Annotated in this window: 19 protein-coding genes; 4 read left to right on the forward strand and 15 right to left on the reverse strand. The window is 49.3% G+C overall.

All coding sequences use genetic code 11. The features are described from left to right. Positions 1 to 34: 34 nt before the first annotated feature. The 7 genes from nspC to H7A02_08045 form a co-directional block, all read right to left on the reverse strand. The gene (gene nspC, locus H7A02_08015) at positions 35 to 1,213 is read right to left on the reverse strand and encodes a carboxynorspermidine decarboxylase (protein MCP5172192.1); all 1,179 of its coding nucleotides are present in this window, start codon (positions 1,211 to 1,213) and stop codon (positions 35 to 37) included. A 224-nt stretch (positions 1,214 to 1,437) separates the two neighbouring features. After that, on the reverse strand, positions 1,438 to 2,274 hold the full coding sequence (locus tag H7A02_08020) for a mechanosensitive ion channel (protein MCP5172193.1): 837 nt from the start codon (positions 2,272 to 2,274) through the stop codon (positions 1,438 to 1,440). A gap of 75 nt (positions 2,275 to 2,349) precedes the next feature. After that, entirely contained in the window at positions 2,350 to 2,958 is a 609-nt protein-coding gene (locus H7A02_08025) for a MarC family protein (GenBank protein MCP5172194.1), read from the reverse strand. A gap of 61 nt (positions 2,959 to 3,019) precedes the next feature. Next, complete coding sequence (locus H7A02_08030) at positions 3,020 to 4,207, reverse strand: saccharopine dehydrogenase family protein (protein MCP5172195.1); 1,188 nt, start codon at positions 4,205 to 4,207, stop codon at positions 3,020 to 3,022. A 77-nt stretch (positions 4,208 to 4,284) separates the two neighbouring features. Next, the gene (gene speA / locus H7A02_08035; protein MCP5172196.1) at positions 4,285 to 6,225 is read right to left on the reverse strand and encodes a biosynthetic arginine decarboxylase; all 1,941 of its coding nucleotides are present in this window, start codon (positions 6,223 to 6,225) and stop codon (positions 4,285 to 4,287) included. A 142-nt stretch (positions 6,226 to 6,367) separates the two neighbouring features. Further along, positions 6,368 to 9,514 (reverse strand): efflux RND transporter permease subunit, encoded by a 3,147-nt coding sequence (locus H7A02_08040; GenBank protein ID MCP5172197.1) that lies wholly within the window; start codon positions 9,512 to 9,514, stop codon positions 6,368 to 6,370. Positions 9,515 to 9,525: 11 nt separating this feature from the next. After that, complete coding sequence (locus tag H7A02_08045) at positions 9,526 to 10,611, reverse strand: efflux RND transporter periplasmic adaptor subunit (GenBank protein ID MCP5172198.1); 1,086 nt, start codon at positions 10,609 to 10,611, stop codon at positions 9,526 to 9,528. Between the two features lie 274 nt (positions 10,612 to 10,885). Here H7A02_08045 and H7A02_08050 point away from each other — a divergent pair, with 274 nt between their 5' ends. Then, positions 10,886 to 11,650, forward strand: a complete 765-nt coding sequence (locus tag H7A02_08050) for an IclR family transcriptional regulator (protein ID MCP5172199.1) — start codon at positions 10,886 to 10,888, stop codon at positions 11,648 to 11,650. Positions 11,651 to 11,687: 37 nt separating this feature from the next. On the opposite strand, the gene H7A02_08055 is transcribed toward H7A02_08050, so the two are convergent. Together H7A02_08055 and H7A02_08060 are read right to left on the reverse strand one after the other, a co-directional pair. Then, entirely contained in the window at positions 11,688 to 12,074 is a 387-nt protein-coding gene (locus H7A02_08055) for a tautomerase family protein (protein MCP5172200.1), read from the reverse strand. Between the two features lie 124 nt (positions 12,075 to 12,198). Beyond that, positions 12,199 to 13,083, reverse strand: a complete 885-nt coding sequence (locus H7A02_08060) for a DMT family transporter (protein ID MCP5172201.1) — start codon at positions 13,081 to 13,083, stop codon at positions 12,199 to 12,201. Between the two features lie 383 nt (positions 13,084 to 13,466). Between H7A02_08060 and H7A02_08065 the strand changes: the two genes are divergently transcribed. After that, a complete protein-coding gene (locus H7A02_08065; GenBank protein MCP5172202.1) occupies positions 13,467 to 14,453 on the forward strand; it encodes a DMT family transporter in 987 nt (328 codons plus the stop codon). 24 nt (positions 14,454 to 14,477) lie between these two features. Here H7A02_08065 and H7A02_08070 read toward each other — a convergent pair whose 3' ends face one another. The 5 genes from H7A02_08070 to H7A02_08090 form a co-directional block, all read right to left on the reverse strand. Next, a complete protein-coding gene (locus H7A02_08070; GenBank protein ID MCP5172203.1) occupies positions 14,478 to 15,674 on the reverse strand; it encodes an ABC transporter permease in 1,197 nt (398 codons plus the stop codon). A gap of 4 nt (positions 15,675 to 15,678) precedes the next feature. Continuing rightward, positions 15,679 to 16,881, reverse strand: a complete 1,203-nt coding sequence (locus H7A02_08075; GenBank protein ID MCP5172204.1) for an ABC transporter permease — start codon at positions 16,879 to 16,881, stop codon at positions 15,679 to 15,681. 35 nt (positions 16,882 to 16,916) lie between these two features. Next, positions 16,917 to 17,618 carry an ABC transporter ATP-binding protein gene (locus H7A02_08080; GenBank protein MCP5172205.1) on the reverse strand — a complete coding sequence of 234 codons (702 nt, stop codon included), beginning with the start codon at positions 17,616 to 17,618 and terminating at the stop codon, positions 16,917 to 16,919. Positions 17,619 to 17,626: 8 nt separating this feature from the next. Then, positions 17,627 to 18,787 carry an efflux RND transporter periplasmic adaptor subunit gene (locus H7A02_08085; protein MCP5172206.1) on the reverse strand — a complete coding sequence of 387 codons (1,161 nt, stop codon included), beginning with the start codon at positions 18,785 to 18,787 and terminating at the stop codon, positions 17,627 to 17,629. Between the two features lie 206 nt (positions 18,788 to 18,993). Next, the gene (locus tag H7A02_08090) at positions 18,994 to 20,199 is read right to left on the reverse strand and encodes an FAD-dependent monooxygenase (GenBank protein MCP5172207.1); all 1,206 of its coding nucleotides are present in this window, start codon (positions 20,197 to 20,199) and stop codon (positions 18,994 to 18,996) included. Positions 20,200 to 20,439: 240 nt separating this feature from the next. Between H7A02_08090 and H7A02_08095 the strand changes: the two genes are divergently transcribed. Further along, on the forward strand, positions 20,440 to 21,216 hold the full coding sequence (locus H7A02_08095; protein ID MCP5172208.1) for an SDR family NAD(P)-dependent oxidoreductase: 777 nt from the start codon (positions 20,440 to 20,442) through the stop codon (positions 21,214 to 21,216). A 56-nt stretch (positions 21,217 to 21,272) separates the two neighbouring features. Here the strand turns inward: H7A02_08095 and H7A02_08100 are convergent, their stop codons facing one another. After that, on the reverse strand, positions 21,273 to 23,288 hold the full coding sequence (locus H7A02_08100) for an AMP-binding protein (protein ID MCP5172209.1): 2,016 nt from the start codon (positions 23,286 to 23,288) through the stop codon (positions 21,273 to 21,275). 398 nt (positions 23,289 to 23,686) lie between these two features. Between H7A02_08100 and H7A02_08105 the strand changes: the two genes are divergently transcribed. Beyond that, positions 23,687 to 25,840: a PQQ-dependent dehydrogenase, methanol/ethanol family gene (locus H7A02_08105; protein MCP5172210.1), complete on the forward strand. Its 2,154-nt coding sequence runs from the start codon at positions 23,687 to 23,689 to the stop codon at positions 25,838 to 25,840. Position 25,841 lies beyond the last annotated feature (1 nt).

Below are 25,841 nucleotides of genomic sequence, written 5' to 3' on the forward strand. Positions count from 1 at the left end.
CAGCTTTTATAGTTATCAAGATCGGCTATATAACTCAGGATAGACGATTTTTGAAGTCTTCGTAGCCAAATTCTTTCACGATTCTCAGTTGATCCGTTTCCGAATTCCAGATGGCAATTGATGGCAGTTTGATACCATTAAATGTGGTGGTTTTAACCATGGTGTAGTGGGCCATATCGTCAAACATCAACCGCTGACCTATCTGTAGCGGTTGCTCAAAGCTGTAATCACCCATTACATCGCCAGCAAGGCAACTCGGCCCACCCAAACGGTAGGTATGGGCCTTTTCGTTCGCCTCTCCTGCAGTAAACACTTCCGCCCGGTAAGGCATTTCCAACGTATCAGGCATATGGCAGGTGGCTGAACAATCCAGTATCGCCAGCGCCATCTGGTTGTGAGTAATATCGAGCACTTCACCCACCAAAACACCCGTATGAATGGCAATGGCCTCACCCGGCTCCAGATAAACCTGCACATGGTATTTTGCCTGAAATGCCTTGATACGCGCTATCAAGGCATCCACCGCATAATCCTCACGGGTAATATGGTGACCACCCCCAAAATTAACCCACTCCATCTGATGCAGATAATCGCCAAAATCCCGTTCAACCACATCCAGTGTTCGATCCAATGGTTCAAAACCCTGCTCGCAAAGGGTGTGAAAATGTAATCCGCTAATACCTGAAAGATCTTCTCCTTCGAATTCGCAACGCGGTATCCCAAGCCGGGAACAGGGTGCGCAGGGGTCATAAATGGGCACAGCACCCTCGGAGTGCATCGGATTAATTCGCAAGCCAAACTGTATCCCCGGTCGCTGTTGCCGGGCCTGCTCTACAAGCGACTGAAAACGATGCCATTGGCCAAAAGAGTTAAACACCACATGATCGGCAAATGGTAATACTCCCGTGAGATCCGGTTCGGTAAATGCGGCGGAAAACACATGCACTTCACCGCCGTACTCCTCTTTTCCCAGCCGGGCTTCGTGCAAACCACTGGCGCAAGTACCACTCAAATAGCGACGGATCAACGGCGCCAGACTAAACATCGAAAATGCCTTTAGTGCCATCAATACTTTTGCGCCAGATTCGCGCTGAACCCTGTTCAATATTTTCAGGTTACTTTCAACCGCCATTTCATCCACGACAAAACAGGGGGAAGGCACTCGGGCAGCATCAAAATGCTCAAAACTGGTTGCTTTCAAAGATTTAGCCATATTGATTTAAAGGGGGCTTATTATCATCATTTTTTTGCGAAATGGGAGAGTAATATGCTTGCAGACATCCCTGCAAGGAAACAAAAGTATCATTTTATAGTGAACGTTCAATCTAACGCGGGCATGACCAGCACTTTAATTAATGCTATCAGCTAACACCTGTCACAGCGAAGGCAATGACAGGCATCCGGTTGATTTTCCCTCAGGACAGAAAACTGTCTGTTTCAGTTTGCCTGCCTGATATGCACATCGCGCTGCGGGAAAGGGATTGTAATGCCAGCCTTATCGAAGGCTAGTTTGAGGCGTTCGTGAGTACCGAAGTACACCTCCCAGTATTTAGCTGACTGGCACCACGGTCTGACCAGAATATTTATGGAACTGTCTGCATGAGCACTGATAAAAATATCCGGCTTCGGGGTATCCAGAATATTTTCATCCTTGGATAATTCTGCACGAATTATCTCCTTCGCCTTGAGCAGATCGTCTTCGTAGCTGATACCAAAAGTCATATCCACCCTTCGCACAGGCTCACAGAAGATATTTTTAACACAGCCATTTGATAGCGTGCCATTTGGAATGATGATTTTCTCGTTATCGCGAGTCAGCAGAATTGTGTTAAATATCTGTATTTCCTGCACCACCCCGCGATAGCCCTGAGCCTCAATTTCATCTCCCGCTTTAAACGGTTTAAAGAATAGAATCAGCACACCACCAGCAAAATTCGACAAGCTGCCTTGCAATGCCAGGCCAACAGCCAGACCTGCTGCGCCCAACAAAGCAATAAGCGAAGTGGTTTCAACGCCAACCATTGAGGCAAAAATCACCAGTAAAATCGCTTTCAAAAAGATGGACACAATACTGTGAAGAAAACGGGCCAGTGTTGCTTCTGTATTCGCCTTATTCAGCCCCCTGTCCATAATATCCATCATTCGGCCAATCACCCACCAACCGACCGCCAGAACAATCAACGCAGTGAATAGCTTCATGCCGTAAGTCATGAATATATCCATTGACGTATTCATCAACTCCTCACTGTTCAGTTTTTTCAGAACTTCATTCATTATTTATCTCCACGTCATCAGCGCTTCAACAGTGTCTTGATCATGTCATCCTCTGGCTTTTTTTGCAGGCTATCGTTACAAATTGAAATACAGCCTGATACCGGAAAGTGTATTGGCCGCGGCTACCGAAGACAGCACAAGTCCCATAACCCGACTGACTACGCTTGCCCCGCTGCTGCCAATCAACTTATTGATATGCCCTGAGGCCATCATCAGAATATAAGTCACCAACAGCACGGAAAACATGACACCTACGGTTTGGGCCTGCTGCCAGAGATTAAAGTGGGCACTCTCGGTCATCAGTACTGCGGCCAGCATCGCACCCGGGCCAGCAATTGAAGGTACAGCCAGAGGATAAATGGCCGTGTCATGATGATCTTCGACAATACGCAATTCTTCTTCAGGTTTACTCTCACCAAAAATCATCGATAACGCAAAAATGAATAACACAATGCCGCCGGCAATCTGAAAAGCCGCAAGCGGAACCGACATTGCGGTCAGAATCAACTCCCCCGCGACCACAAAGAACAATAGAATTGCGGCAGAAACCAGCGTCGCTATCAGCGCAATTTTTCGTCTGGCCTTGTCGTCGTATTGGTTTGTCACCGCAATAAATACGGGGATAGTTCCAACCGGATCGATAACGGCAAAGAAGATAATAAAGGTTGCGACAATATCAATCATATGCAGCTCGTTTCATATTCAAGCGTTAGCATCGTTATCGGCCATCAATGCGTTGGCGGTGCTAAAGTTGATAGTCTTCTATTATTTGCCAGGGCAAGCCGTAACGATTCATGTCATCCATAAAGGGGTCCGGATCAAGCTGTTCCATGTTCCACACCCCCGGCTTCATCCACTTACCTTCCAGCATCATTTTGGCACCGATCATGGCTGGCACGCCGGTGGTGTAGGAAATCGCCTGGGATTGGACTTCTTGGTAGCAGTCCTGGTGATCTTTGATCTGGTAGATATAGATGGTTTTTTCCTGACCATTTTTGAGTCCGGTCACCACACAGCCAATACAAGTTTTACCCTTGGTTCGCGGGCCTAAACTGGCGGGGTCCGGCAGCAGTGCTTTCAAAAATTGAATCGGGACAATCTGCTGCCCCTGAAACTCAACCGGCTCGATACCGGTCATACCCACGTTGCCCAGCACTTCCAGATGCTTGAGGTAACTTTCACCAAAACTCATCCAGAACTGAGCTTTTCTAAGCGTTGGAAAATGTTTGGTGAGAGACTCCAGCTCTTCGTGATACATTCGGTAAATGTTGTACGTACCAACACCATCAGGGCACGTAAATGGCTGATGATGTGACATGGCCGGGGTCGTTACAAAATCACCATTTTCCCAGTGACGACATTCAGCTGTTACTTCTCGAATGTTAATTTCCGGATTGAAATTGGTAGCAAACGGATAACCGTGATCACCACCATTGACATCGATAATATCCAGGGTATGAATTTCGTCAAAATAATGTTTTGCGGCATAGGCAGTGAACATGTTGGTCGCACCGGGATCAAACCCGGAACCGAGCAGCGCCATCAAGCCCGCTTTTTCAAACTTTTCCTGATAAGCCCACTGCCACTTGTATTCAAATTTGGCGGTATCCAAAGGCTCGTAATTCGCGGTATCCAGATAGTTAACACCTGTCTCGAGGCAGGCGTCCATAATGGTGAGATCCTGATACGGCAGAGCAACGTTAATCACCAGTTCCGGTTTGATGCTGTTAATCAGCGTCACCAGCTCCGGCACATTATCGGCATCAACCTGCGCGGTTTTAATATGTCCGCCAATTTGCGCAGCTATGGCTTTGCATTTTTCTTCATTGCGGCTGGCCAGGGTGATATCGGAAAACACCTCGGCAACCTGTGCACATTTATGCGTAACTACCTGACCGACGCCACCGGCACCAATAATTAATACTCTGGACACAACAATTACTCCTTAATCTCGAGCGAAAACCTGAAAAAAAATAAAACGACTGTCGATGAAACGTTACTATTGTTCCATTAATCTTCTTTCTCGTAATAAGTATACCCCTGCATACTCGCATTGAACGTCTTAATCATTTGCTGACGTTCGCGTGCAGTAATACGCCCTTCTCTGACGGCCCGCTCTGCAGTATTGCGATAGCGCAGTTGCATGGCAGACGGCTGATACTCTACATAACTCAACACATCGGCAATATTGTCGCCGTGAATTTCCTTCACAAATTCAAAACCACCATCACTATTGAGGCGAACGCTCACCACATTGGTATCACCAAACAGGTTATGCAAATCACCCAGTGTCTCCTGATAGGCCCCTACCAGAAATACCCCAAGGTAGTATTCTTCGGCGTCCTTCAAACTATGCAATGGCAAGGTTTTTTCAACCTCTGACTCACTGATAAACCGGTCAATTTTTCCATCACAATCGCAGGTGATATCGGCCAGAACCGCCTGCCGGTCAGGTCTTTCATCAAGCCTGTGAATGGGCATTATCGGAAACAATTGATCGATCGCCCAGATGTCGGGCAGCGATTGAAACAGACTGAAATTACCGTAATAGATATCCGCCAGTGAGAATTTCAGGCCTTCCAGATCTGATGGAACCCGCTCCATGGATTCGATCAGTTCGGCAATGCAGTGCAAAATGTCCAGAAACAGATTTTCAGCAATCGACATCTGTCGCAGGGTAATCTGGCCGCGCTTAAATAGCGCGCGCACTTCATCGCGATAGAAATGGGCATCGTTGTAGCATTCCTGAGCCCTGCGAGCTTCCAGATAGCCACGTATTTCGCGCAACTGGCTGATTAAGGGGTGATCATCCGCACTGGTATCCGGCAGGTTAATCGCCTCAAAGCTGGTGGTATCAAGAATGTTAAACAGTAGCACCGAAGAATAAGCCACCGTTGCTCGACCAGATTCGGTCACAATTACCGGATGATCAATATCGTATTCACCCAATGTGCTGATCAGCGTATCAACAATATCTTCGCAATATTCCGCCAAACCGTAATTGCGGCTCTGCTCTTCGCTACTCTGGGCGCCGGAATAGTCAACAGCCAGCCCTCCGCCAAGGTCGATATGCGTCAGCGATGCCCCCTCCCTCACCAGATCCACATAGTGACGACAGGCTTCAATCACACCACCGCGAATATCCTGAATATTCGGAATCTGAGAACCGAGGTGGCAGTGCAACAACTTGAGGCAGTCGAGCATGCCTTCCTGCTTTAGCGTGTCCACAACCTCAATCAGCTGGGTTGAGGTGAGACCAAACACGCTGCGATCACCGCTGGTGGAATTCCAGTGTCCGCTAACCCGGCTGGTCATTTTGATGCGCACACCCACGGTAGGCGAAATATCGAGAGCCTTGCTACGTTCGATAATCAATGGCAACTCAACGGGCGTTTCAATCACAAAAAAACAGTTGAAGCCGAGCTTTATGGCCTGAAGCCCTAGGTCAATAAACTCCTGATCCTTGTAGCCGTTGCAGATAATGAGACTACCTGGCTCTTCAAGAGTGGACAGTGCCGCAATCATTTCAGGTTTACTACCCACCTCAAAACCATGCTGATAACGAGCGCCAAAATGGGCAATTTCTTCCACCACCTGAGCTTGCTGGTTGACCTTGATAGGGTAAACACCACGGTAAATATTCTGGTATCCCAGCTTATCGATAACCTCACGAAAGGTTTCGTTGAGGCGCATAATCTGAGCATCGAGAATGTTCTCAATCCGCAGTAACACCGGCATTTGCAGATCACGCTCAATCATCCCGTCAACAATATCCATCAACGGCACAGAAGTATTCAGTGTCTTCGCCGTTACCTGGCCATCGACAGACAAGCCAAAATAATCATTCCCCCACCGCTCTACTCCGTAAAGCTGTGCGGAGTCATCAACACTCCAGGAGTCATCAACGTTTGATAATTGATCGCCAGAAGAGGCATGTTCTTGTTGTTTCAAAGGAATCTCCCGGACAGCAAGAATAAAATAAAAAATGCGCCGAAGCGCACACTTGAGACGTGTAATTCTGCCCCAGAAAAAGGCTTTACGCCATAGTAATTTGGGCTTTTATATCAGATGGCTAGCCTCGATTAACAGGCTATCAGTGCTCTCCCAACCGTTGATCGGGCCTTTTATTATGCGCGGCGCCTGTGAGCCTCTCGGAAACACCAACCACTACAACATAAAACAGCGGAATGAAGAAGATCGCCAGCACCGTTGCCGAAATCATTCCACCTACTACGCCTGTGCCAATAGCATGCTGGCTACCCTGACCGGCACCGGAGGATAACGCCATGGGCAATACGCCAAAAGTGAAGGCTAACGATGTCATAATAATAGGCCGGATTCTAAGCCGTGCAGCCCGAATAGTGGCATCAACAACGGTATGTCCCTGCTCATAGAGCGTGCGAGCAAACTCGACAATCAGAATGGCATTTTTGGCCGATAGACCGACGGTGGTTAATAATCCGACCTGGAAAAAAATGTCATTACTCAGGCCTCGCAATAAAGTTGCTATCACAGCACCCACCAAACCCAAGGGTACAACCAGCATCACAGAAAAGGGAATGGACCAACTTTCATACAGCGCCGCCAGACAAAGGAAAACCACTAGCAGCGATAATGCATAAAGAATATACACCTGCGAACCCGATTCAATTTCATCCAGCGAAATAGCGCTATACGCCATCCCAATACCATTGGGCAGCTGGCTGGCATGCTCCGCCAGAGCTTTCATGGCATCCCCGGTACTATATCCGTCAGAGGGTGCCCCCAGAATCTCCATTGCCGGGATACCGTTGTAGCGCACCAGCTTGGTGGGACCATAACGCCACTCGCCATGGCTAAACGCACTGAAAGGCACCATTTCGCCCTTGCTATTCCGTACAGACCACTTATCAAAATCTTCCGGCGAAATACGGGCGTCAATATCTCCCTGAACATAAACGCGCTTTACCCTTCCGCGATCGATAAAATCATTAACATAGCGTGACCCCCAGGCAGCAGATAGCGTATCGTAAATGTCATTAAGCTGCAGGTTGTAAACCCGGGCCTTTTCTTCGTCGATAATCACTTCGTATTGAGGCGCATCATCAACGCCCGAATGCAATACCTGTGTTAATCGGCTATCGCTACGTGCAGCATGAAGAAATTGATCTTTGGCGGCATTGAGTACCTCATGGCCAAGCCCCGCGCGATCCTGAAGGAAAAGGTCGAAGCCCATCGCACTGCCGAGCTCCGGTATTGCCGCAGGTACAACCGGCACAACGAAGGCATCCTTGATGGCAGAAAATCTGCCGTAAGCGCGCCCAGCCAAACTGAAGATATCAGTAACTTCACCCTCTCTCTCTTCCCAATGCTTCAGGTGAACAAACGCCATCCCCATATTCTGGCCCCGCCCGGAGAAACTGAACCCCGTTACAGTAAACACGGCTTTTACCAGACCACCCTCTTCTTCGAGCAAATAATCCTCAATGGAATCCATTACCACTTGTGTTCGCTCGGCAGTCGCATTCGAGGGTAGCTGCGCCAATACAAACATCATGCCTTGGTCCTCATCGGCAAGAAAAGCTGTGGGCAGGCGTGCAAACAACACGCCCAGTGCAACCACTATCGCCATGAATACCGCCAGATAGCGTTTGCGCTGTTTTAGTACTCTCGATACCGCATTTTCATAACCACGGGTACTTTTATCAAAGAACCGGTTAAACCAGCCAAAAAAACCTTTTTTATGCTTGTGATCCGTATCTTTCAAACGCAGTAACGTCACACATAATGCGGGAGTAAAAATCAGCGCTACCAACACAGAGAGCACCATCGCAGTCACAATGGTAATCGAGAACTGACGATAGATAACTCCGGCGGACCCACCAAAAAATGCCATCGGGATAAACACGGCAGACAACACCAACCCAATACCCACCAGCGCACTTTGTATCTGACTCATGGATTTTCGGGTAGCTTCTTTTACCGAAAGGTTTTCCTCTTCTATTACTCGCTCAACATTTTCCACCACCACGATGGCGTCATCCACCAGCAAGCCAATAGCCAGCACCATGGCGTACATCGTCAGAACATTGATGTTGTATCCCAACGATAACAGCACAGTAAAGGTGCCCAACATCACAATAGGAACGGCAAGTGCCGGTATCAACGTGGCGCGGAAATTCTGTAAAAACAGATACATCACCAAAAATACCAGTACGAAAGCCTCAATCAATGTTTCGATAACCGACATGATAGATGCTTTCACGACCGGGGCTGCTTCCAAGGGATAAACCGCCTTCACACCCTCGGGGAAATACGCCTCCAGCTCTCCCATGAGCTGCTTTACTCGTGCCGCGGTTTCCAAAACGTTTTCACCGCTGGCAAGCCTTAAGGCCAATCCGGAAGCGGGAATGCCATTAAATTTCCCCACCAGAGAAAAGTTCTCTGCACCAAGCGCTATCTCGGCAACATCGCGCAGCCGCACCTGAGAGCCATCCGCATTGACCTTCAATAAAATGTTTTCGAACTCTTCAACGGACTGAAGCCGCGTTTTACTGGTTACCGTAGCGTTGAGCTGTACTCCCTGACGTGCGGGCAAGCCGCCTAACTGACCGGCGGAGACCTGAATATTCTGTGCTTTGATTGCCGCAGAAATATCGCTGGGAATTAGCTGATAACTGTAGAGCTTGTCCGGATCCAGCCATATCCGCATGGCGTAAGGCGAACCGAATTGAATAAAGTCCCCCACACCGGGAACACGTGATATGGGGTCACGCAGATTAGAGGCAATGTAATTACCCAGATCAAAATTATCCATGCGGCCACTTTCGTCCACAAAGCCGATGACCAACATAAAGTTACGCTGATACTTGGCTACCCGGACGCCTTCCCGACGCACTTCTTCCGGTAATAGTGGCGTGGCCAGCTGAAGCTTATTCTGTACCTGAACCTGAGCAATATTAGGGTCTATGCCCTGATTGAAGGTAACAATAATCGACATACTGCCATCGGCTTCACTGGTCGACGTCATATAACGCAACCCATCAAGACCATTCATCTGCTGCTCAATAACCTGAACCACTGTGTCCTGAACAGTCTGCGCAGAAGCACCAGGATAGGTGACATTAATAGAAACAGCGGGCGGTGCAATATCGGGATAATGCGTAACCGGCAGCCTGGAAATAGACAGCACACCGGTCAGCATAATGACAATAGCAATGACCCAGGCAAAGATGGGGCGATCTATAAAAAAGCTGGACATCTGTCAGTTACTCAACTCTTATCCGTATCGGCAGTCGTCTGCACATCAGACTCTTGGGCTTTTTCATTGCCATCAGTAAGGTCGGTATCGGGAGCAACATTGGATGCAGGCGTCACCGTAACAGGCACACCTGGGCGCAACATAAACAAGCCCTCTGTTACCACCCGGTCACCATTCACCAGCCCCGACGTCACCAACCACTGGTTGCCGACTGACTGCTCGGCGGTCAGTGTTTTTATCTCGACCTGATCACTGTCATTCACCACCCAGGCAATGGGGTTGCCCTGAAGGTCACGCTGAACACCCTGCTGCGGCACCAAATACACATTGTCACGCTGACCCGAGTTCAACCGGGTTTTCACAAACATTCCCGGTAACAACTTACCCTCCGGGTTTGGAAAAACTGCACGTAAAGCCACAGACCCCGTCCCTTCATTTACACTCACCTCAGAGAACTTGAGCATCCCGGGGTGTTCGAAAACCTGACCACTTTCCAATAAAAGCCTCACCTTCGCGTGCTCATCCTCCGAAACAGTCAATTGACCCGACTCCATTTGTTCACGAAGCCTATAAAGCTGTTTAACTGGCTGATTGATATCGACATAGATTGGATCAACCTGCTGAATTGTTGCCATAGAAAGGTTCTGGCCATCGGTTACCAGAGCCCCTTCACTGGCCGAAGAACGGCCGATTTTGCCCGAAATGGGAGCCACTATCCTGGTATAATCCAGGTCAATTTTGGCTATTTCAGCTTCAGCCTGAGCCAGGTCAAGCGCCGCCATTGCATCATCATATTGCTGCTGACTAACCGCATTGGTTTTCTTAAGCTCTTTGTAGCGTTTGGCTAATCGTTCCGCATTGTTTAGTGTCGCCTGAGTGCGCTGATACTCCGCCTTATATTTTGCGTCATCAATCTGATACAACAGCTGCCCTTCTTCAACATAACTGCCTTCTTCAAATAAGCGCTTCTTGATAATGCCATTTACCTGTGGGCGGACTTCAGCCAGACGATAGGCAACCGTTCTACCTGGCAAGTCGGTTGTCAGATTCAATGTGGTTGGTTGAGCAACAACAACGCCCACCGCAGGCGGTGGCATCTGCGGGGCTGTTGACTGTTCTTGGCCACAGCCCGCTATTAGAGCAAGCAGAGTTGTCACCGCAACGACTTTTATGATCGAAAACCTTAAATACACGGGAGGAACCTCCTAAGGGTAAAGCAGTCATCGGGAATTGAGACAGGCGTAATTTTTCGATACAGTGTATTACAATACGGTTCAATCATAGTCCCCCAGCCAATTTATGCAACCAAATTCTCGGATTTTCACCCATCAACCTTTACACGTTAGAGACAAATAATGAGAGATCAATAAAATGGCGCCAAACTCTTGCTCAAATGCAGACAGCAAACAAGGTATACAGGTCATTGCCCGCTCCGCTGATATCATGCGCACATTGAGCAAGCACCCTCAAGGACTGAGCCTGGCTGCCATTGCCGAGGCGGTTAATCTACCCCGCTCAACCGTTCAACGTATTGTTAATGCACTGCAAGATGAGTTTTTTGTCGAACCTATCGGGCCGGGTGGCGGGTTTCGACTAGGCCCAGCAATCGGAAGGCTGCTGTACCAGACGCAGGTCGATATCATCACCATAGCGCGCCCATACCTTGAAAGATTGTGCGAGCAGTTCCAGGAATCCAGTTACTTGAGTGGTATTACTGGCAACAGGGTCTACAGTATCGACAGAGTGATTGCTGAACAGGCTTTGCGTATCGTCTTCCCTGTTGGTGCTGACGCACCGATGCACACAACAGCACCAGGGAAAGCCCTACTGTCCACTATGGACGCCAAAAAAGTACAGATGTTACTTCCCACGCCACTCTCCCGAGAAACGGCCAACACCCTCGGCATATCCGCTCTGATGACTGAACTGGAAATCGTGCAACAGACCAGTATTGCTCACGATTGCGAAGAACAGCTGCTAGGTGTGTGCTCTTTCGCAACACCGATCAGCACATATCTGGGGACATTTGCCATCGGGGTTGTGTTGCCCGTATCACGCTTGCCCAATCGAAAAGAAAATATCTGCGCGGCACTAATAGAGTGTAAACAGAGTATAGAAGCCCGAATTGGCGCCTGAACCTATACGCAAGAAAAGGCATTAAACGCTACACAGGCTAGACATTCACCTTGTAATTGAGGTCATTCGCCTCATCACCCGTCAGACCGCGAAACCCCCAGCAATGTGCGGGCTGTTCCTTGATAATAATTTCCAGATCTATTGGCAAAATGGATAGCTGGTTCTCAATTTCCAGAAACAGGCGTTTAATCAGCCTCTTTTTCGTTTCAACCTGTCGCCCTTCCATCATGTTGATCTCAATGACGGTGTAGGCATCACTTCTCCCCCCAGGATAATAAAAATCCTCTTTATCCATAGGAATAAACCGTTGAGCCCGCTTGTCAGCAGGCATTCCCAGAACCGACATCATGCAGTTATGAATAATGTTTGAAAGCACTGGTTTTACCGGATTCAAATATTCCCTTATTCCATAAATAACAATCATGTACTTTCCCTTGTATGGCTATCATGGCGCCTCGGCTAGAACAGCTCCGGACGCGGCCGTAATTAGTTAGTAACTGTTTTAGACACGCCTTCTATTGAGAAGGGCCTGTTGTTAAAAATTTACTTTACTCTTTCGAAACAAAAACGCGCCATAGCCGTTGATGAATAACCAGAGCGACAAGTATTAATGCGGCACCGGACATCATTGCCAACGAGATGGTTTCATCAGCAATCAACACTCCCAACAGCATAGCCAAAATCGGCGTCACCAATGGAACAAGCGAAACCGCTTCCGCTGAAAACTGATTCAATATGTAGTAATACGCCACAAGCCCACCTAAAGAACCAACTAGCCCCAGATAAATGAGAGACACCAGTGAAACCGTACTCACTTCTGCAACCTCAAATCCAAAGATAAAAAACCAGCTAATTAATAACCCTGGCAGTGCGAATACCATGGACCCCAGAGCCTGCTCCACAGGTGCAACGGCTAAGGTTCTGTTCAGCCTCTTTACCCACAGTGCACTTCCCGCAAACAGAAAGTTCGAGGCCAGCATCAAACCAATACCATAAGCGCTGCTCGATTCTACGCCGCCACCTTCAAACAGTATCAGCAGCAACCCGATTGACGCCAAAAAGATCGCCAGTAATTTTCTCGGTTGCAGCGCAGACTCCCCCAATATCAAACCCGACAACAGTGCCGAAGAAAAAGGCGACAACCCAAACATCAATGCTATTAACCCGGAAGATATGTGCTCCGCAGCAACATAAACCAACGCCATATTGGGAAACAAGCTGACCGCGGCGGCAAAATAAAGCTTGCCATGTTTTCTGATATTCAGTGTTGCATAACCACCTATGGTGCAGATAGCGCTACCAACAATAAATGCCAACCCTATACGCAGAGTTAACCCCGCCATTGGCGAGAAAGACTCTCCTCCCAACTTGATAGCCAGAGGCGTTGTAGCCCAGATCAAAACGACCAATAAATAGATCAGTTGCGCTGCCATTGTATTCTCCCTGAATACCTGCCGAGATTCATATCCGGGGCCCAGAACAAGAAAGGCCGCAGATGGTGTGTCTGCGGCCTTTGAAAAAAAGTTAATCTATCTGCTTATTTTTCTGCCGCACACAGCGCTAACCAGCGCAGTGCAGGGTTGCGCTTGGCTACAATTGCCTTGACAGAAAAAATGCTGTTCATATATTTTAAGTTGTTACCGTTGCCGTGTGATTAATTTTCGCAAGCGGCAACTATACGGGACAGTCTCCAACTCGCGCAAGCATAAACTGCCAAACGCTCTTTGATACAACCATTTTTCCAGACAGCATTAGCTCTCGCAGGTTATCATCCTGCTTTACCGTTACCTGAACAAAAATCTGGAATATCAAAATAATGTCACCAGAGGAGAACCTCACTCACAAAACCCCCGAGGGTATCAGACTGCCATACGGAATTTTCATCTCTGCCAATCTGCTGGCAGTAATCGGACTGCTGCTGACCAACTTGTTCTGGAGTGGCAATATTTATGTCTCAAAGATTCTCGCCGGCGACGTACCGCCATTGCTGCTCAATGCAGCCCGCTGGTTTGTCGCCCTTATACTGTTAACGCCATTTGCATTTCAACAAACGCGCCAACATTTAACAGCCATTAGACAAGGTTTCATTCCTCTGCTGATTTTCTCCTTTCTTGGCGTAACGGCATACAACTCGCTCCTCTACGCCGCTGCGCATACGACCTCGGGCATCAACATCGCAATGGTTTCCAGCCTCACACCGGTTATCACATTTCTGTTTGTCTGGGGAATTGTTGGCATCACGCCCCACCGCTTGCAGATATTTGGCTTTGTTTTCGGTATTGTCGGTGTATTGATGTTAATCACACACGGACAGCTGGGCAGATTATTAAGCTTGCAGGTCAACCTGGGCGACAGTTATATGTTGCTGGCCGTGATCAGTTGGTCTATCTACACCGCTCTGTTGGCGAAAGGTAACTTATCAGTGCCACCACTGGTGTTTCTCTATTCAACTGTTGTCTTGGGTTTTTTAATGACAATTCCGCTCGCCGGCTGGGAACTGCTCCAACAAAATGACATCACGTTCAGTCGGCAGGGCCTATGGGCTTTACTCTATATTAGTATTTTCCCATCGCTGTTATCTTTTCTGTTTTATAACCACGCGGTCAAGCAGCTCGGAGCAAACATCGCTGCGATCTCCACCTATCTGCTTCCAGTCTTTACCGCGATCATCAGTATTGCCTGGCTGGGTGAAGACCTTCAGTGGTTCCATGTTGTTGGGCAATTATTGGTTTTTGCCGGGTTTATTTTGTCACTGCTGAAGAGAAAAAGTAGAGCAACGAAAAACGTCAGCCTGACAGAATAGTTCTCTCGCTTCCATCGCTTAAAATCACTCTGCTCTTAAGGCATCGATAGGACTCAGCCGGGTCGCATTCAACGCCGGCTTTAAACCGGCTATCAGTCCAATCACCATGGAAAGAACCAATGCCGCTAAAACAATCTCCCACTCCAAAGACAAAGGCAAACCGGGAATCGCAAACTTTACAACAATAAGAAACACACCAATAGACAAGACCCCGCAAGCGCCACCAATCAAGCCAAGCGCAATAGCTTCGCCCAGAAACAAATTGCGTACCTGTTGTCGTGTGCCACCCAGAGCCCGCAACAAACCTACCTCGCTGACACGCTCCGTAACCGTAATCATCAGTATAGTGGTGATTCCCACACCACCCACCAACAGTGAGATCGCCCCCAAACCAATGCCGGCAAATTTCAGAATTCGCAGGATATTATCCATTGTCTCCAGCATTTGATCCTGAGTAATCAAGGTAAAGTCCTCAAACCCGTGGCGACGGATTAATAACGCTTTAACGCGACTGACAACCTCTTCTGTTGATGCACCCGCTGAATAGTAAATGTCCACTTCCATCAGACTGTTGCGATTAAACATCTGTAGTGCTTTGGCTGCGGGAATATAGACCATATCATCCAGATCATTCCCTAAAAATTCACCTTTCGGTGCCATCACGCCAACAACCCGGAATCGATTACTGCCCACATGAACATAGTTACCCACCGCAGGAGAAACACCAAATAACTCCTCTTTCAGTTCGCTACCCAGCACGGCAAACGCTCTTGCTCTGACAAAATCCTCTTCAGGAAGAAAGGTGCCACTTGTCACCGTAAGCCGCCAAGCTTCATCTGCATCGGCCCCCACGCCGATCACGTTGGCATATCGACTACGGTTTACCGCTTTTATCTGCGAAGTCCCGGCCACGATTGGCACCACCTTTTCCACTCCCGGCAACCGCGCCAGCGACCGGGCATCCTGCAAGCTGATCGGTCGTGTGGTGCTGAGAATGCCACTAATACCAAAAGTTTCCGTTTTACCCGGCGTAATGGCGATAATATGGCTGCCGAACTGGGTGAATTCCTTTAACACGAACAACCTGAGACCTTCGCCCAGTGAACTGAGTAACACCATTGCCGCAATACCGATAGCAAATTCCAGCACGGTTAAACCGGAACGAATTTTCTGCGTCCACAACGCCCGAAAAACCCAGCTTATGCTATCCGTTGCTCTCACCGAATTACCCCCTCATAGCCAGCACAGGGTCAAGCTGCGCAGCTTTTCTGGCAGGCAACCAGCAAAAAATCAGCCCAGATAACATAGCCGTCAGTGTCGCCACAGGCGCTGCCCAATACGGAGGAAACAGCGGAAAATCCGGCAACAGGAACCGCGCCAGATAAACCGCTCCATAAGCAAAAACAACACCAACCATTGAACCGAGAAAAACCAGCAACAGTGATTCACCCAGAAACAACTGGCGAATTTGTCGACCACTGCCTCCAATAGCTTTCAAGAGACCAATTTCCTGACGTCGCTGTCGCACCGAGATCAAACTGATGTTCATCACCAAAATCCCGGCAACAATGAGACTAATAGCGGCAATAGCGGCAATCACCAAGGTTAGAGCGGTAAGAATATTGTTAAAGGCGGCCAATACAGAGTCCTGGCTGACAATGGTGATATCGTCTTCGCCGTCATGTCGATTCCGGATGACCTGCTCCAGTCGCCGCCGGGCCAGTTGTTCATCGGCGCCTTCCTGCAATTCCAGAATCACGCGGAACAGCGCCTGCGTATTAAATAACTGTTGTGCCAGCGGCACCGGAATTATGGCGATATCCGCCATGTCGACGCCCATCGACTCACCCTCATCAGCTAGCACACCAATGACTCGCACTCGCCGGTCAGCAATTCTCACCCACTGCCCAATGGCGTTGTTATTACCGAACAGCTCTTTTTTCAAATCGCTTCCCAGTACCACAACAGATAACGCCTCTTTCACGGCCCTGTCAGGAAGAGGATTTCCCTTGGCGACATCGACCTGACGAACCGGAAAAAAGCTGGCGGTGGTTCCGAGCACAACCACCTCCCTGGACAAGCTCTCCCGTGATACCGGAGTTGTACCGGCCAGAATGGGTGCTACCGCATTGATGGAAGGAACTCGCCCCATAGCCAAAGCATCTTCCAATGTCAGGTCTCGCGGAGAAGTACCATAGATTGGCGGCTGCCCGCCAACCGTTTCGTTGCGACCCGGAAAAACTATTAGTAATCGATTCCCCAGACTGGAAAATTCATCATTGATATACCGCCGCGCACCCTCTCCAAGACTGGTCAGCATCACCACCGAAGCAACACCAATAGAGACCGCCAGCAGTAATAAAATCGTGCGTACTTTTTGACGCCAGATTACCCGTCCGTTAAACCAGATTTGATCGGTCAGCTGCATAGATCTGTCTCTTCCTGCACTTTCCTCTCCTGACTCTAAACCGAATCCCCTGACTGAACTCCGCCGCTGCGGACATCTTCAACAATGGCTCCATCAACCATTCGAATGCGCCGCGCTGCACGCTTACCCAAATCAAGGTCATGGGTGACAACGATCAGCGTGATTCCCTCCTGATTCAAGGTTTCCAGCACATCGACAATTTCCTTGCCAGAAGCCTGATCAAGATTACCGGTGGGTTCATCGGCAAGCAGAATTTTGGGTTTCATCACGATGGCACGGGCAATGGCCACCCGCTGTAGCTGTCCACCCGACAACTCAGCCGGACGATGTCCCGATCGATCACTCAGGCCAACCAGCTCAAGTACCGTCTCTGCGGACAGCTTCCGTTGCGACAGAGGCTGGCCCGCTAGCATCATTGGCAACTCAATATTCTCCAATGCCGTCAGCCGATTAACCAAGTGAAATGACTGAAAGATAAAACCGATATTGTCACGCCGCAATGCTGCTCTTTTTTCTTCGTCAAGCCCTTCCGTTGCACGATTATCCAACTGATAACTGCCACTGTCTGGCCGGTCCAACAAACCCAGCATATTCAACAACGTGGATTTCCCTGAGCCAGAAGGCCCCATGATTGAAATGTATTCACCTTCGTTAATATCAAGATCGATATCACGCAACGCGCGTAATGGTTCGCCACCCATTTCATAGGTTTTATTGATGCCCCGCAGCTCTATCAGCGCCACTGCTAATCCCCTGAAGAAGCTGCGTCGTGATCCACAGATTTGATATTGGCTGGCGCCCCTGCAATCACGCCGGACGAGCCGATATTACTGACTATCTGTTCTCCCTGTTTTAAACCTGATTTGATTTCAGAATATTTCCAATTGGTGATACCTGTGACAACAGAACGCTTCTCAAGAACATCGCTCTCACCAACAACCAAAACAAACTCATTATCAATCAATAGTTCAGAAGGGATTCTTAATGTGTTTTCATGCTTATCAAGAATGATCTCCATATCCGCACTGTAGCCCGCCAGCATTCGTGTTTCGTCACTTAGCGCAATAAATTCAGCTTCTACTTCAACTGTTCTGGCCTGCTTTTCCAGATCCAGAACATAAGGCGCAATACGTGTCACCCTGGCAGAGAAAGGACGGTCTCGAAATGCATCCAGTGTCACTCTCACAGGCATTCCTACTTCAATTGCCGCTGCATCCACTTCATCGAGAGGCGCAGAAATGTAGTGACAGTCATCAGTGATAAGATCAATCACCGGAGGGGTAGGAACACCCGGTGGAGAAGGGGTGGCATATTCCCCTATTTTGCCAGTGACTTCTGCCACAATGCCATCAAAAGGTGCCCGTAACTCCGTCTGCTCCAGAATAGCAACCGCCACTTCCCTACCGGCTTTTGCCTGCTCTTCCCGAGCTTTGGCTGCCTCACAACGAGCAACACTGGACTCCGCTTTCGACTCGGCCAGATCCGCCAGCTCTTCAGACACCAGTTTCTGTTTAGACAGGCTTTCCAGACGGCGAGCTTCCCGCTGATCAGAGCGAGCTGTAATACACAAACTGTCGCGTTCTTTCACAGCAGAATTCACCGCAGCAGTCGCTTCAGCAACACTCGCCCGTCGATCCCGGTTCCACAGTGTTACCAGCAGCTGCCCCTTGGAAACATAATCACCCTCTGCCACCAGTAGCTCGCCGATCTGCCCACCAATTGGCAGTGACAAGCGGGACCGCTTACAGGCTTCAATGGTACCCGCCCGGGTATTGGCGACGGTTTTTTCAACTGTTCCCCGCTCTACCGGCACGAGTGTCACATCAACGGGATCGGGGCGTGTCAGGGTATAAATACCCAACCCAATTAACAGACAAACACCTATCGCAATCAACCAGGCTTTCATATCAGCTTGACCCCTGTCTCATCTTTATTCGTCAATGTGAGGGATAAATCATTTTCAACCTGAACAAGGCTACTACAACAGTGATCGAGAATCCTCTCTAATCTCGGAAACCATCTGAGACAAATCAATTCAGGGGAATAACAGCGAAGCAGGAATAAAAACCCTACGCCATTTAAATACACATCGCTTAAATCAAAGGGTAACAATTAGGTCATATCTGCCCGAAGAGTTTTCCCGGTAATCAGCGAAGGCGTTTCCAGTGCAGCGGGAACTGACAGAAAAGCACGCATTTTTTCGGGGTTTTTCTGCTTTTCTCTGAGTAAATTCAAATCCCAGGCAAGCCTTTCAGGGTCGTCGGACCGAAAACAGATTCGCATACTTTCCGTTGAAACTGGCGCCGTAACGTTGATATACACATCTCGACGCTTCTCGGCATACTCGTCAAGTAACTGGTCAGACGCCCCGCCCTTGATCACGGCGGCCAGTGTTTCGCTCAACAGAAATGAGTCGTACAACCCACCCATTAAACCAAAGCCACTGGTTGGGTTCGTAACGTGAGCAGAATCACCCGCTAGCAATACGCGTCCAACCCGATAAGTGCTGGCGGTGCGCTGATGCATGCTGTAAGGAGAAAAGTGTTTTAGTTCATAATCCTGCGAATCCGGCAGGATATTTTTCATAAATTCGGGAATACGCTGCTCAACCGTTTCAACGGGCAAGCGGGTTGATTCGGAATAGGTCACACGCCACAACCCGTCCGTCGTCAATTTATAAAGAACGGCGCCATAAACCGGGTCAATCAAATAACCGGAACTCCACCCGTGAGCACCAAGATCATAAGCGATGTCGGTAGCGATAAACCGCTCGGGCCACGTAAACCCTTCAAGGCTCAAACCTAATGATTTGCGCACAGTGCTTCGCCCGCCGTCAGCAGCTATCAGCCACCCTGCTTCCAACTGGAACGAGCCGCCTTCCCCCTCGCAATCAACCAACACCTGTGAGTCCTTTTGCGCAACACCAACGACTTTAGTGGACCAGAGAATCTCAACATTCGGGTATCGGCTCAAATGTGCCAGCAACACCCGCGCCAGGCCATCCTGCCCAAGCGTCAGACTATAGGGGTGCGGCGTAAAACCTTTGACCGCATCGTGATTCAACACCAATGTCTCGCCGGTTTGATAGACACGCCAGGTACGTTCGTCCGTGGTGTGCCCGGCTGCTACCATATCGTCGAGTAAATCCAGAGAGTCCAGCGCCTCAAGAAGTGGCCATGCATAAGCGATAGCCCGAGGGGAATAAACAACATCCGGCTCTGCTTCAACAACCGTAATTTGCAGCCCTTCACGTGCAAGTAACAGCGCGTTCATCAAACCTACCGGGCCACCACCGGCAATAACAATATTTGCACCCACAGTAAATTCCCCCTGTATGATTAAGTATAGATCTCGGCCCCGGCTTTTTATCTGCCGCTACTGCGCCCCGGCTTGCCAGCATGACATTGAAGACCTTGGCAAAACCAGAGCATTATCATAAGCTGACCATGCGATCAGCACAATTAACCAGTATTTGTACTAAAAAACAGCGCTAACTATAGCAACCGGGAAAGAGCCATTAGCCGGGAAAAACCACCAATCAAAAAAAGAGCCCCCCATATGCAACTCAACCTGAAAAACAAAACCGTGTTGATAACTGGCGGCAGCAAAGGAATTGGCCTGGCCTGCGCCAAGGTGTTCAAGGCTGAAGGCGCACGGGTTGCTATTGTCGCGCGTACTGCCACAACGCTCGCGGCAGCAAAGGCATTACTCGGTGAGGTTTACACTGTCGCCGCAGATCTTACCGACCCGGCAGCAGCGGCAGCTGTTATAAAAGAGGTGGAGAAAAACTTCGGCAATATCGATATTCTGGTGAACAGCGCCGGAGCTGCAAACCGTACCGTGCCGGAAGAACTCAACCCCGAGATCTGGCGCGCAGCAATGGATGCTAAGTATTTTTCTTATATCAATGTGATAGATCCGCTCATAAAACTGATGGCGCAACGCCAGCAGGGAGCCATAATTAACGTGATCGGCACCGGCGGTAAAACCCCTGCTCCCACCCACCTCGCTGGCGGTGCGGCCAATGCGGCGCTAATGCTCGTTACTACAGGGCTTGCCAGCGCTTACGCTGAACAAGGCGTGCGGGTAATCGGCATCAATCCAGGATTAACCCGCACCGAAAGAGTCAATGAAGGCTTGATTGCCGAAGCCAAACGCCTTGGCATGAGCGAAGAAGATACGCTCACACAGCTGGTGCAAAACCTTCCGCTGAAACGCCTCGCAGAACCCGAAGAGATTGCCAATCTGGTAGCGTTTGCAGCATCCAACCATGGGCAATTGTTAACAGGCAGCAATCTCACGGCGGACGGCGCCGCTACCCCGTTTATTGTTTAACCCGCTCTACAATGAATTGATGATCCACACACAACCAACCCGAAACTCGTCGAAGCTCAACCCTTATTTAGACCTGTCGGCCACCTAAGCTCAACAGCCTTGGTTATCTGCTCCATCGTTTCAGGGTTGACCAGCGCCGACAAATCTCCCGGTGCCTGCCCCAGGCAAGCTGCACGTACCAGTCGCCGCATCACTTTCATGCTCCGGGTTTTGGGTAGGTCCGGCACACACAGTACAGCCAGAGGACGAAAAGGCGTGCCCAACCCAGCGACCACTGCATCAGCTATTTGCGTTTCCAATTCTGAGGAATCGTCAACACCCGGCATCAGCTTGCATACCAGCAGTATTGTTTGCCCCTTAACAGGGTCGGGAACGCCGACAGCAGCAGCTTCGACCACGTTGCCTGTGGCCACTACCAACGTTTCAATTTCACCGGGACTGGTGCGCTTGCCAGCAATTTTTAATGTGTCGTCCGAGCGCCCCAATACATACCAGTAGCCGTCTGTATCAATTGCAGCACGATCACTTTGCCACCACAGACCCTCGAATTTCGACCAGTAGCTTTCGATATAGCGTTCGGGATCTTTCCAGAGTCCTCGCGTAAGCCCGGGAGAAGGCTGTCGCAAAACAAGCTCTCCTTCGCCTCCAGGTCCAACAGAGTGACCATTATCATCAACCACATCAGCTCCCATACCCAAGACCGGGCCACTGAATGCACAAGGTTTCATAGGGTGAATAACCGTATTGGCCACAATACAACCCCCTATTTCAGTACCTCCAGACATATTCACAATAGGTGCATTTTGCTTGCAGACTTTTTCAAACATCCACTGCCATGCCACCATTGTCCAAGGCTCTCCGGTAGACAATGAAACACGGATCGACGACAAATCGTAGCTCTCTACGTTTGCACCACCAGCATGGATAAATGAGCGCACAATTGTCGGCGCAATGCCCAGTAAACTTACCTGATTATCCTGAATCAATCGCCAAAAACGGCCAGCATCAGGGTAATCAATAGCCCCCTCTGCCATCACGATGGTGCCACCAAGTAGCAGAGATGACGTCACCAGAACCGGGCCTACCAGCCAGCCAAAATCTGACATCCACATCATCCTGTCGGTCGCCCGATAATCGGCCATCAAACCAAAGTCACAGGCTATTTTCATACTGAAACCACAATGACTGTAGAGTGTTCCTTTGGGCTTTCCTGCTGTACCTGAGGTGTGTATCAACATGCAGGGGTCGTCAGCGTTAACTACGGTTGTAGCTGCATTCTCATCGCGCCCTGCGCACAATGCCGACCACCAGTTGTCTCTGGCGTTGTGCCAGTTAACGTCAACATCGCAGTTATTGACCACCACTACGCTTTGAACATTTGGCAGACTTTGCAATGCCTCGTCGACAACTGCTTTCATATTGACAGTCTTGCCCCGACGAACAGTGCCATCGGCAATAATCATTGCCTTGGCTCCGCTGTCACTCAGGCGAGCCACAATCGAATCGGCACCAAAACCAGAAAAAAGTGGCTGGATGATTGCCCCTATTTTGGCGGCAGCCAGCAGAGCCACGGCAGCCTGAGGGATCATCGGCATATAGAGACTGACCACGTCGCCCACACCTAAGCCCAACGAACGCAGCCCTTCGGCCAGACGGCTTACCTCTGCGTTAAGTTGCGAATAAGTCCACTCCAACTTGCGACCATCCTCACCTTCCCAGACAAGTGCGGGTTTAGTCCAGGTTGGCGTATTCCGATATTTGTCGAGGCAGTTGATAACAACATTAGCCGTACCACCCACACACCACTTGGCCCAGGGGACGCCCTCACTGGTATCGAGAATATTGGTATAGGGTTGTTCGAATCTCAGGTCGAAAAAAGACACTATCTGCTGCCAGAACCACTCAGGTTTATCCCCGGATTTTTCAAGTAACCGGTTGTAGCCCTCCACTCCTGTTTCGGCAATCCCGGCATATGTCAGGAATCGAGCCATATTTGTGGACGCAATGGCGTCTGGTGTTGGCCACCAGACAACGGGATATTTATCGTAGTTATTATTCGTTGCTGAATGCATTTGCCAGCGTCCCCCCAAATATCGTTATTATTTTTACCAAGCTTTTAGCTATTGCAGCCCAGATACCACTAAATGGCAATACTAGCACCCGTTGACAAGCATGACAGCGAATTAAACGCCACCAAACCGCTTTCGACAGCAGGAAAAACCGACCAAATCTTATTTGCTCAAAGCGACTCAACATAGTAGCTTTGCTCTCCAATTATCTGGTTATGTGTGAACAACAACGAGCATAACCATAACAACAACGACTCATTTCAGGCTGACAAATATAATATTCATACGCTTTTGAAATGACACACAAGCAAAGTCTCGTCAATATGTAATCAGGTTTTAATCAGGGGTTCAAAATAGTGAATAAGCTCTTTAAAAACGAGTACAAAAAACCAACATTTCTCATTCGATTGTCTATTGCCTTATTCCTCGCCGTTTTTACTTTTAGCGCCTTATCTTCGCCTTTAGCTGCGGATATTTCGGATGCCGATCAACCCGACACAGGCCAGCGCATTATTCACGCTGACACAGAGCCTCACAACTGGTTAAGTCATGGCAGAAATTACAGTGAAACCCGGTTTAGCCCGCTTTCGGGCATCAATGAAAAAACCGTTAAAAATCTCGGTTTAAGTTGGTTCTATGATCTGGATACCTCCCGCGGGCAAGAAGGCACACCACTGGTGGTCGATGGCGTACTTTATACCACCAGCGCTTGGTCCAAAGTCCAGGCATTTAACGCGGTCACTGGCGAATTTTTGTGGCAATTTGACCCCAAAGTTCCCGGCGCTGCAGCCGTTAAAGGCTGCTGTGACGTTGTCAATCGCGGCGTTGCCTACTGGAATGGTCGTTTGTATCTGGGGGCATTTGATGGCCGACTGATATCAATAGATGCCAAAACCGGCCAGGAAATATGGTCAGTTATCACTGTCGATCAAAAGCTCAACTACACCATTACCGGTGCTCCCCGCGTAGTCAAAGGGAAAGTCATTATCGGTAACGGTGGCGCAGAATTCGGCGTTCGAGGTTACGTGACTGCCTACGATTGGAAAACCGGCGAAAAGGTCTGGCGCTTTTACACTGTTCCAGGAAAACCGGGTAAAAAAGACAACGAGGCATCAGATCCCATTATGGAAAAGCTCGCCACAGAAACCTGGACAGGCGATTGGTGGACAGAAAAAGGGGGCCGTGGTGGTGGCACTGTTTGGGATTCTATGGCTTATGATCCGGAGCTTGACCTTCTCTATATCGGTGTGGGCAACGGGTCCTATTGGAGCCAGGCGGCTCGTTCACCTAAAGGCGGAGATAACCTCTTTATCTCTTCTATTTTGGCGTTAAAACCTGATACCGGCGAGTATGTTTGGCACTTTCAACAAGTGCCTGGTGAAGAATGGGATTACACCGCGACCCAACATATGATTCTGGCCGACATGGTTATCGACAACAAAGTTCGCAAAGTGATCATGCAAGCCCCCAAAAATGGCTTCTTTTACGTGCTTGATCGAAGCAATGGGAAGTTCATCTCGGCAAAACCTTACACCGACGTTAACTGGGCTACCGGTATTGACCCTCAAACAGGACGCCCGCTAATCAAACCGGAAGCACGTTATTCCCAAACAGGTAATACCTGGGTGGCGATTCCCAGCGCGTTTGGAGGCCACAACTGGCAGCCTATGGCTTTTAACCCAAACACAGCTCTTGTTTATATACCGACACTGGAAATACCCGGCATTTACAAAAATGCTTCATCGTTTAAACCTCAACCGGTGGGAATGAACTTCGGGCTTGATATCGAGCTCTCGATCCCTCCCACAGACAAAAAGTCGGTCGCCGAAATCAAGCAGAGCTTTAAAGGTCGCTTAACCGCCTGGAATCCGGTACAACAAAAAAAGGCCTGGGAAGTTAATCACCTAGGCCCATGGAATGGCGGCGTATTAACCAGCGCAGGGAATCTGGTGTTTCAGGGAAATGGCGATGGTTTCCTCAACGTCTATAACGCTACCACGGGGGAAAAACTCTGGTCGTTTGATGCTCAAAGTGGCATTCAGGCACCACCCGTCATGTACGCGGTGGACGGCACTGAGTATGTCTCGATTGTTGTGGGCTATGGCGGTAGCATGGCCATGAACCTGGGAGAGCTGTTAGTCAACAACGAGCGCCCCCAAGTCAACAAGAGCAGAGTATTAACGTTCAAGCTCGGTGGTACAGCTGCGCTTCCGGAAACGGCTCCATCCGTAACAACCAAGGCGCCTCCACCTGCACAGTTTGCCAGTAAAGACGCCGTCACTCGCGGCAGACAATACTATCATTCCGTATGCTCTTTCTGTCATGGCGTCAGCGCAACAGGCAGCGGCTTGCTTCAAGATCTTCGTTACAGCAATGCCATCGCCAGCAAAGAAGCCTGGCATGCTATTGTCTATGAAGGCGCCCTGACCTCAATCGGCATGGTGTCTTTTAAAGAGAACTTTACACCAGAGCAAATAGAGGACATACGCGCTTATATCATTAGCCGGGCACAGGAAGCCGCGGCCCAAGAGAAAGGTGTTCCGCAAGCAAAATAAG

Source organism: Pseudomonadales bacterium, assembly GCA_024234435.1.
Classification (GTDB): Bacteria; Pseudomonadota; Gammaproteobacteria; order Pseudomonadales; family Porticoccaceae; genus JACKOF01.

What these genes read in the sequence shown, in the direction of transcription:
- nspC (MCP5172192.1), bottom strand. Translation starts at nt 1,213, where the DNA reads ATGGCTAAATCTTTGAAAGCAACCAGTTTTGAGCATTTTGATGCTGCC.
- H7A02_08020 (MCP5172193.1), bottom strand. Translation starts at nt 2,274, where the DNA reads ATGAATGAAGTTCTGAAAAAACTGAACAGTGAGGAGTTGATGAATACG.
- H7A02_08025 (MCP5172194.1), bottom strand. Translation starts at nt 2,958, where the DNA reads ATGATTGATATTGTCGCAACCTTTATTATCTTCTTTGCCGTTATCGAT.
- H7A02_08040 (MCP5172197.1), bottom strand. Translation starts at nt 9,514, where the DNA reads ATGTCCAGCTTTTTTATAGATCGCCCCATCTTTGCCTGGGTCATTGCT.
- H7A02_08045 (MCP5172198.1), bottom strand. Translation starts at nt 10,611, where the DNA reads ATGCCACCGCCTGCGGTGGGCGTTGTTGTTGCTCAACCAACCACATTG.
- H7A02_08050 (MCP5172199.1), top strand. Translation starts at nt 10,886, where the DNA reads ATGGCGCCAAACTCTTGCTCAAATGCAGACAGCAAACAAGGTATACAG.
- H7A02_08055 (MCP5172200.1), bottom strand. Translation starts at nt 12,074, where the DNA reads ATGATTGTTATTTATGGAATAAGGGAATATTTGAATCCGGTAAAACCA.
- H7A02_08060 (MCP5172201.1), bottom strand. Translation starts at nt 13,083, where the DNA reads ATGGCAGCGCAACTGATCTATTTATTGGTCGTTTTGATCTGGGCTACA.
- H7A02_08065 (MCP5172202.1), top strand. Translation starts at nt 13,467, where the DNA reads ATGTCACCAGAGGAGAACCTCACTCACAAAACCCCCGAGGGTATCAGA.
- H7A02_08075 (MCP5172204.1), bottom strand. Translation starts at nt 16,881, where the DNA reads ATGCAGCTGACCGATCAAATCTGGTTTAACGGACGGGTAATCTGGCGT.
- H7A02_08085 (MCP5172206.1), bottom strand. Translation starts at nt 18,787, where the DNA reads ATGAAAGCCTGGTTGATTGCGATAGGTGTTTGTCTGTTAATTGGGTTG.
- H7A02_08095 (MCP5172208.1), top strand. Translation starts at nt 20,440, where the DNA reads ATGCAACTCAACCTGAAAAACAAAACCGTGTTGATAACTGGCGGCAGC.
- H7A02_08100 (MCP5172209.1), bottom strand. Translation starts at nt 23,288, where the DNA reads ATGCATTCAGCAACGAATAATAACTACGATAAATATCCCGTTGTCTGG.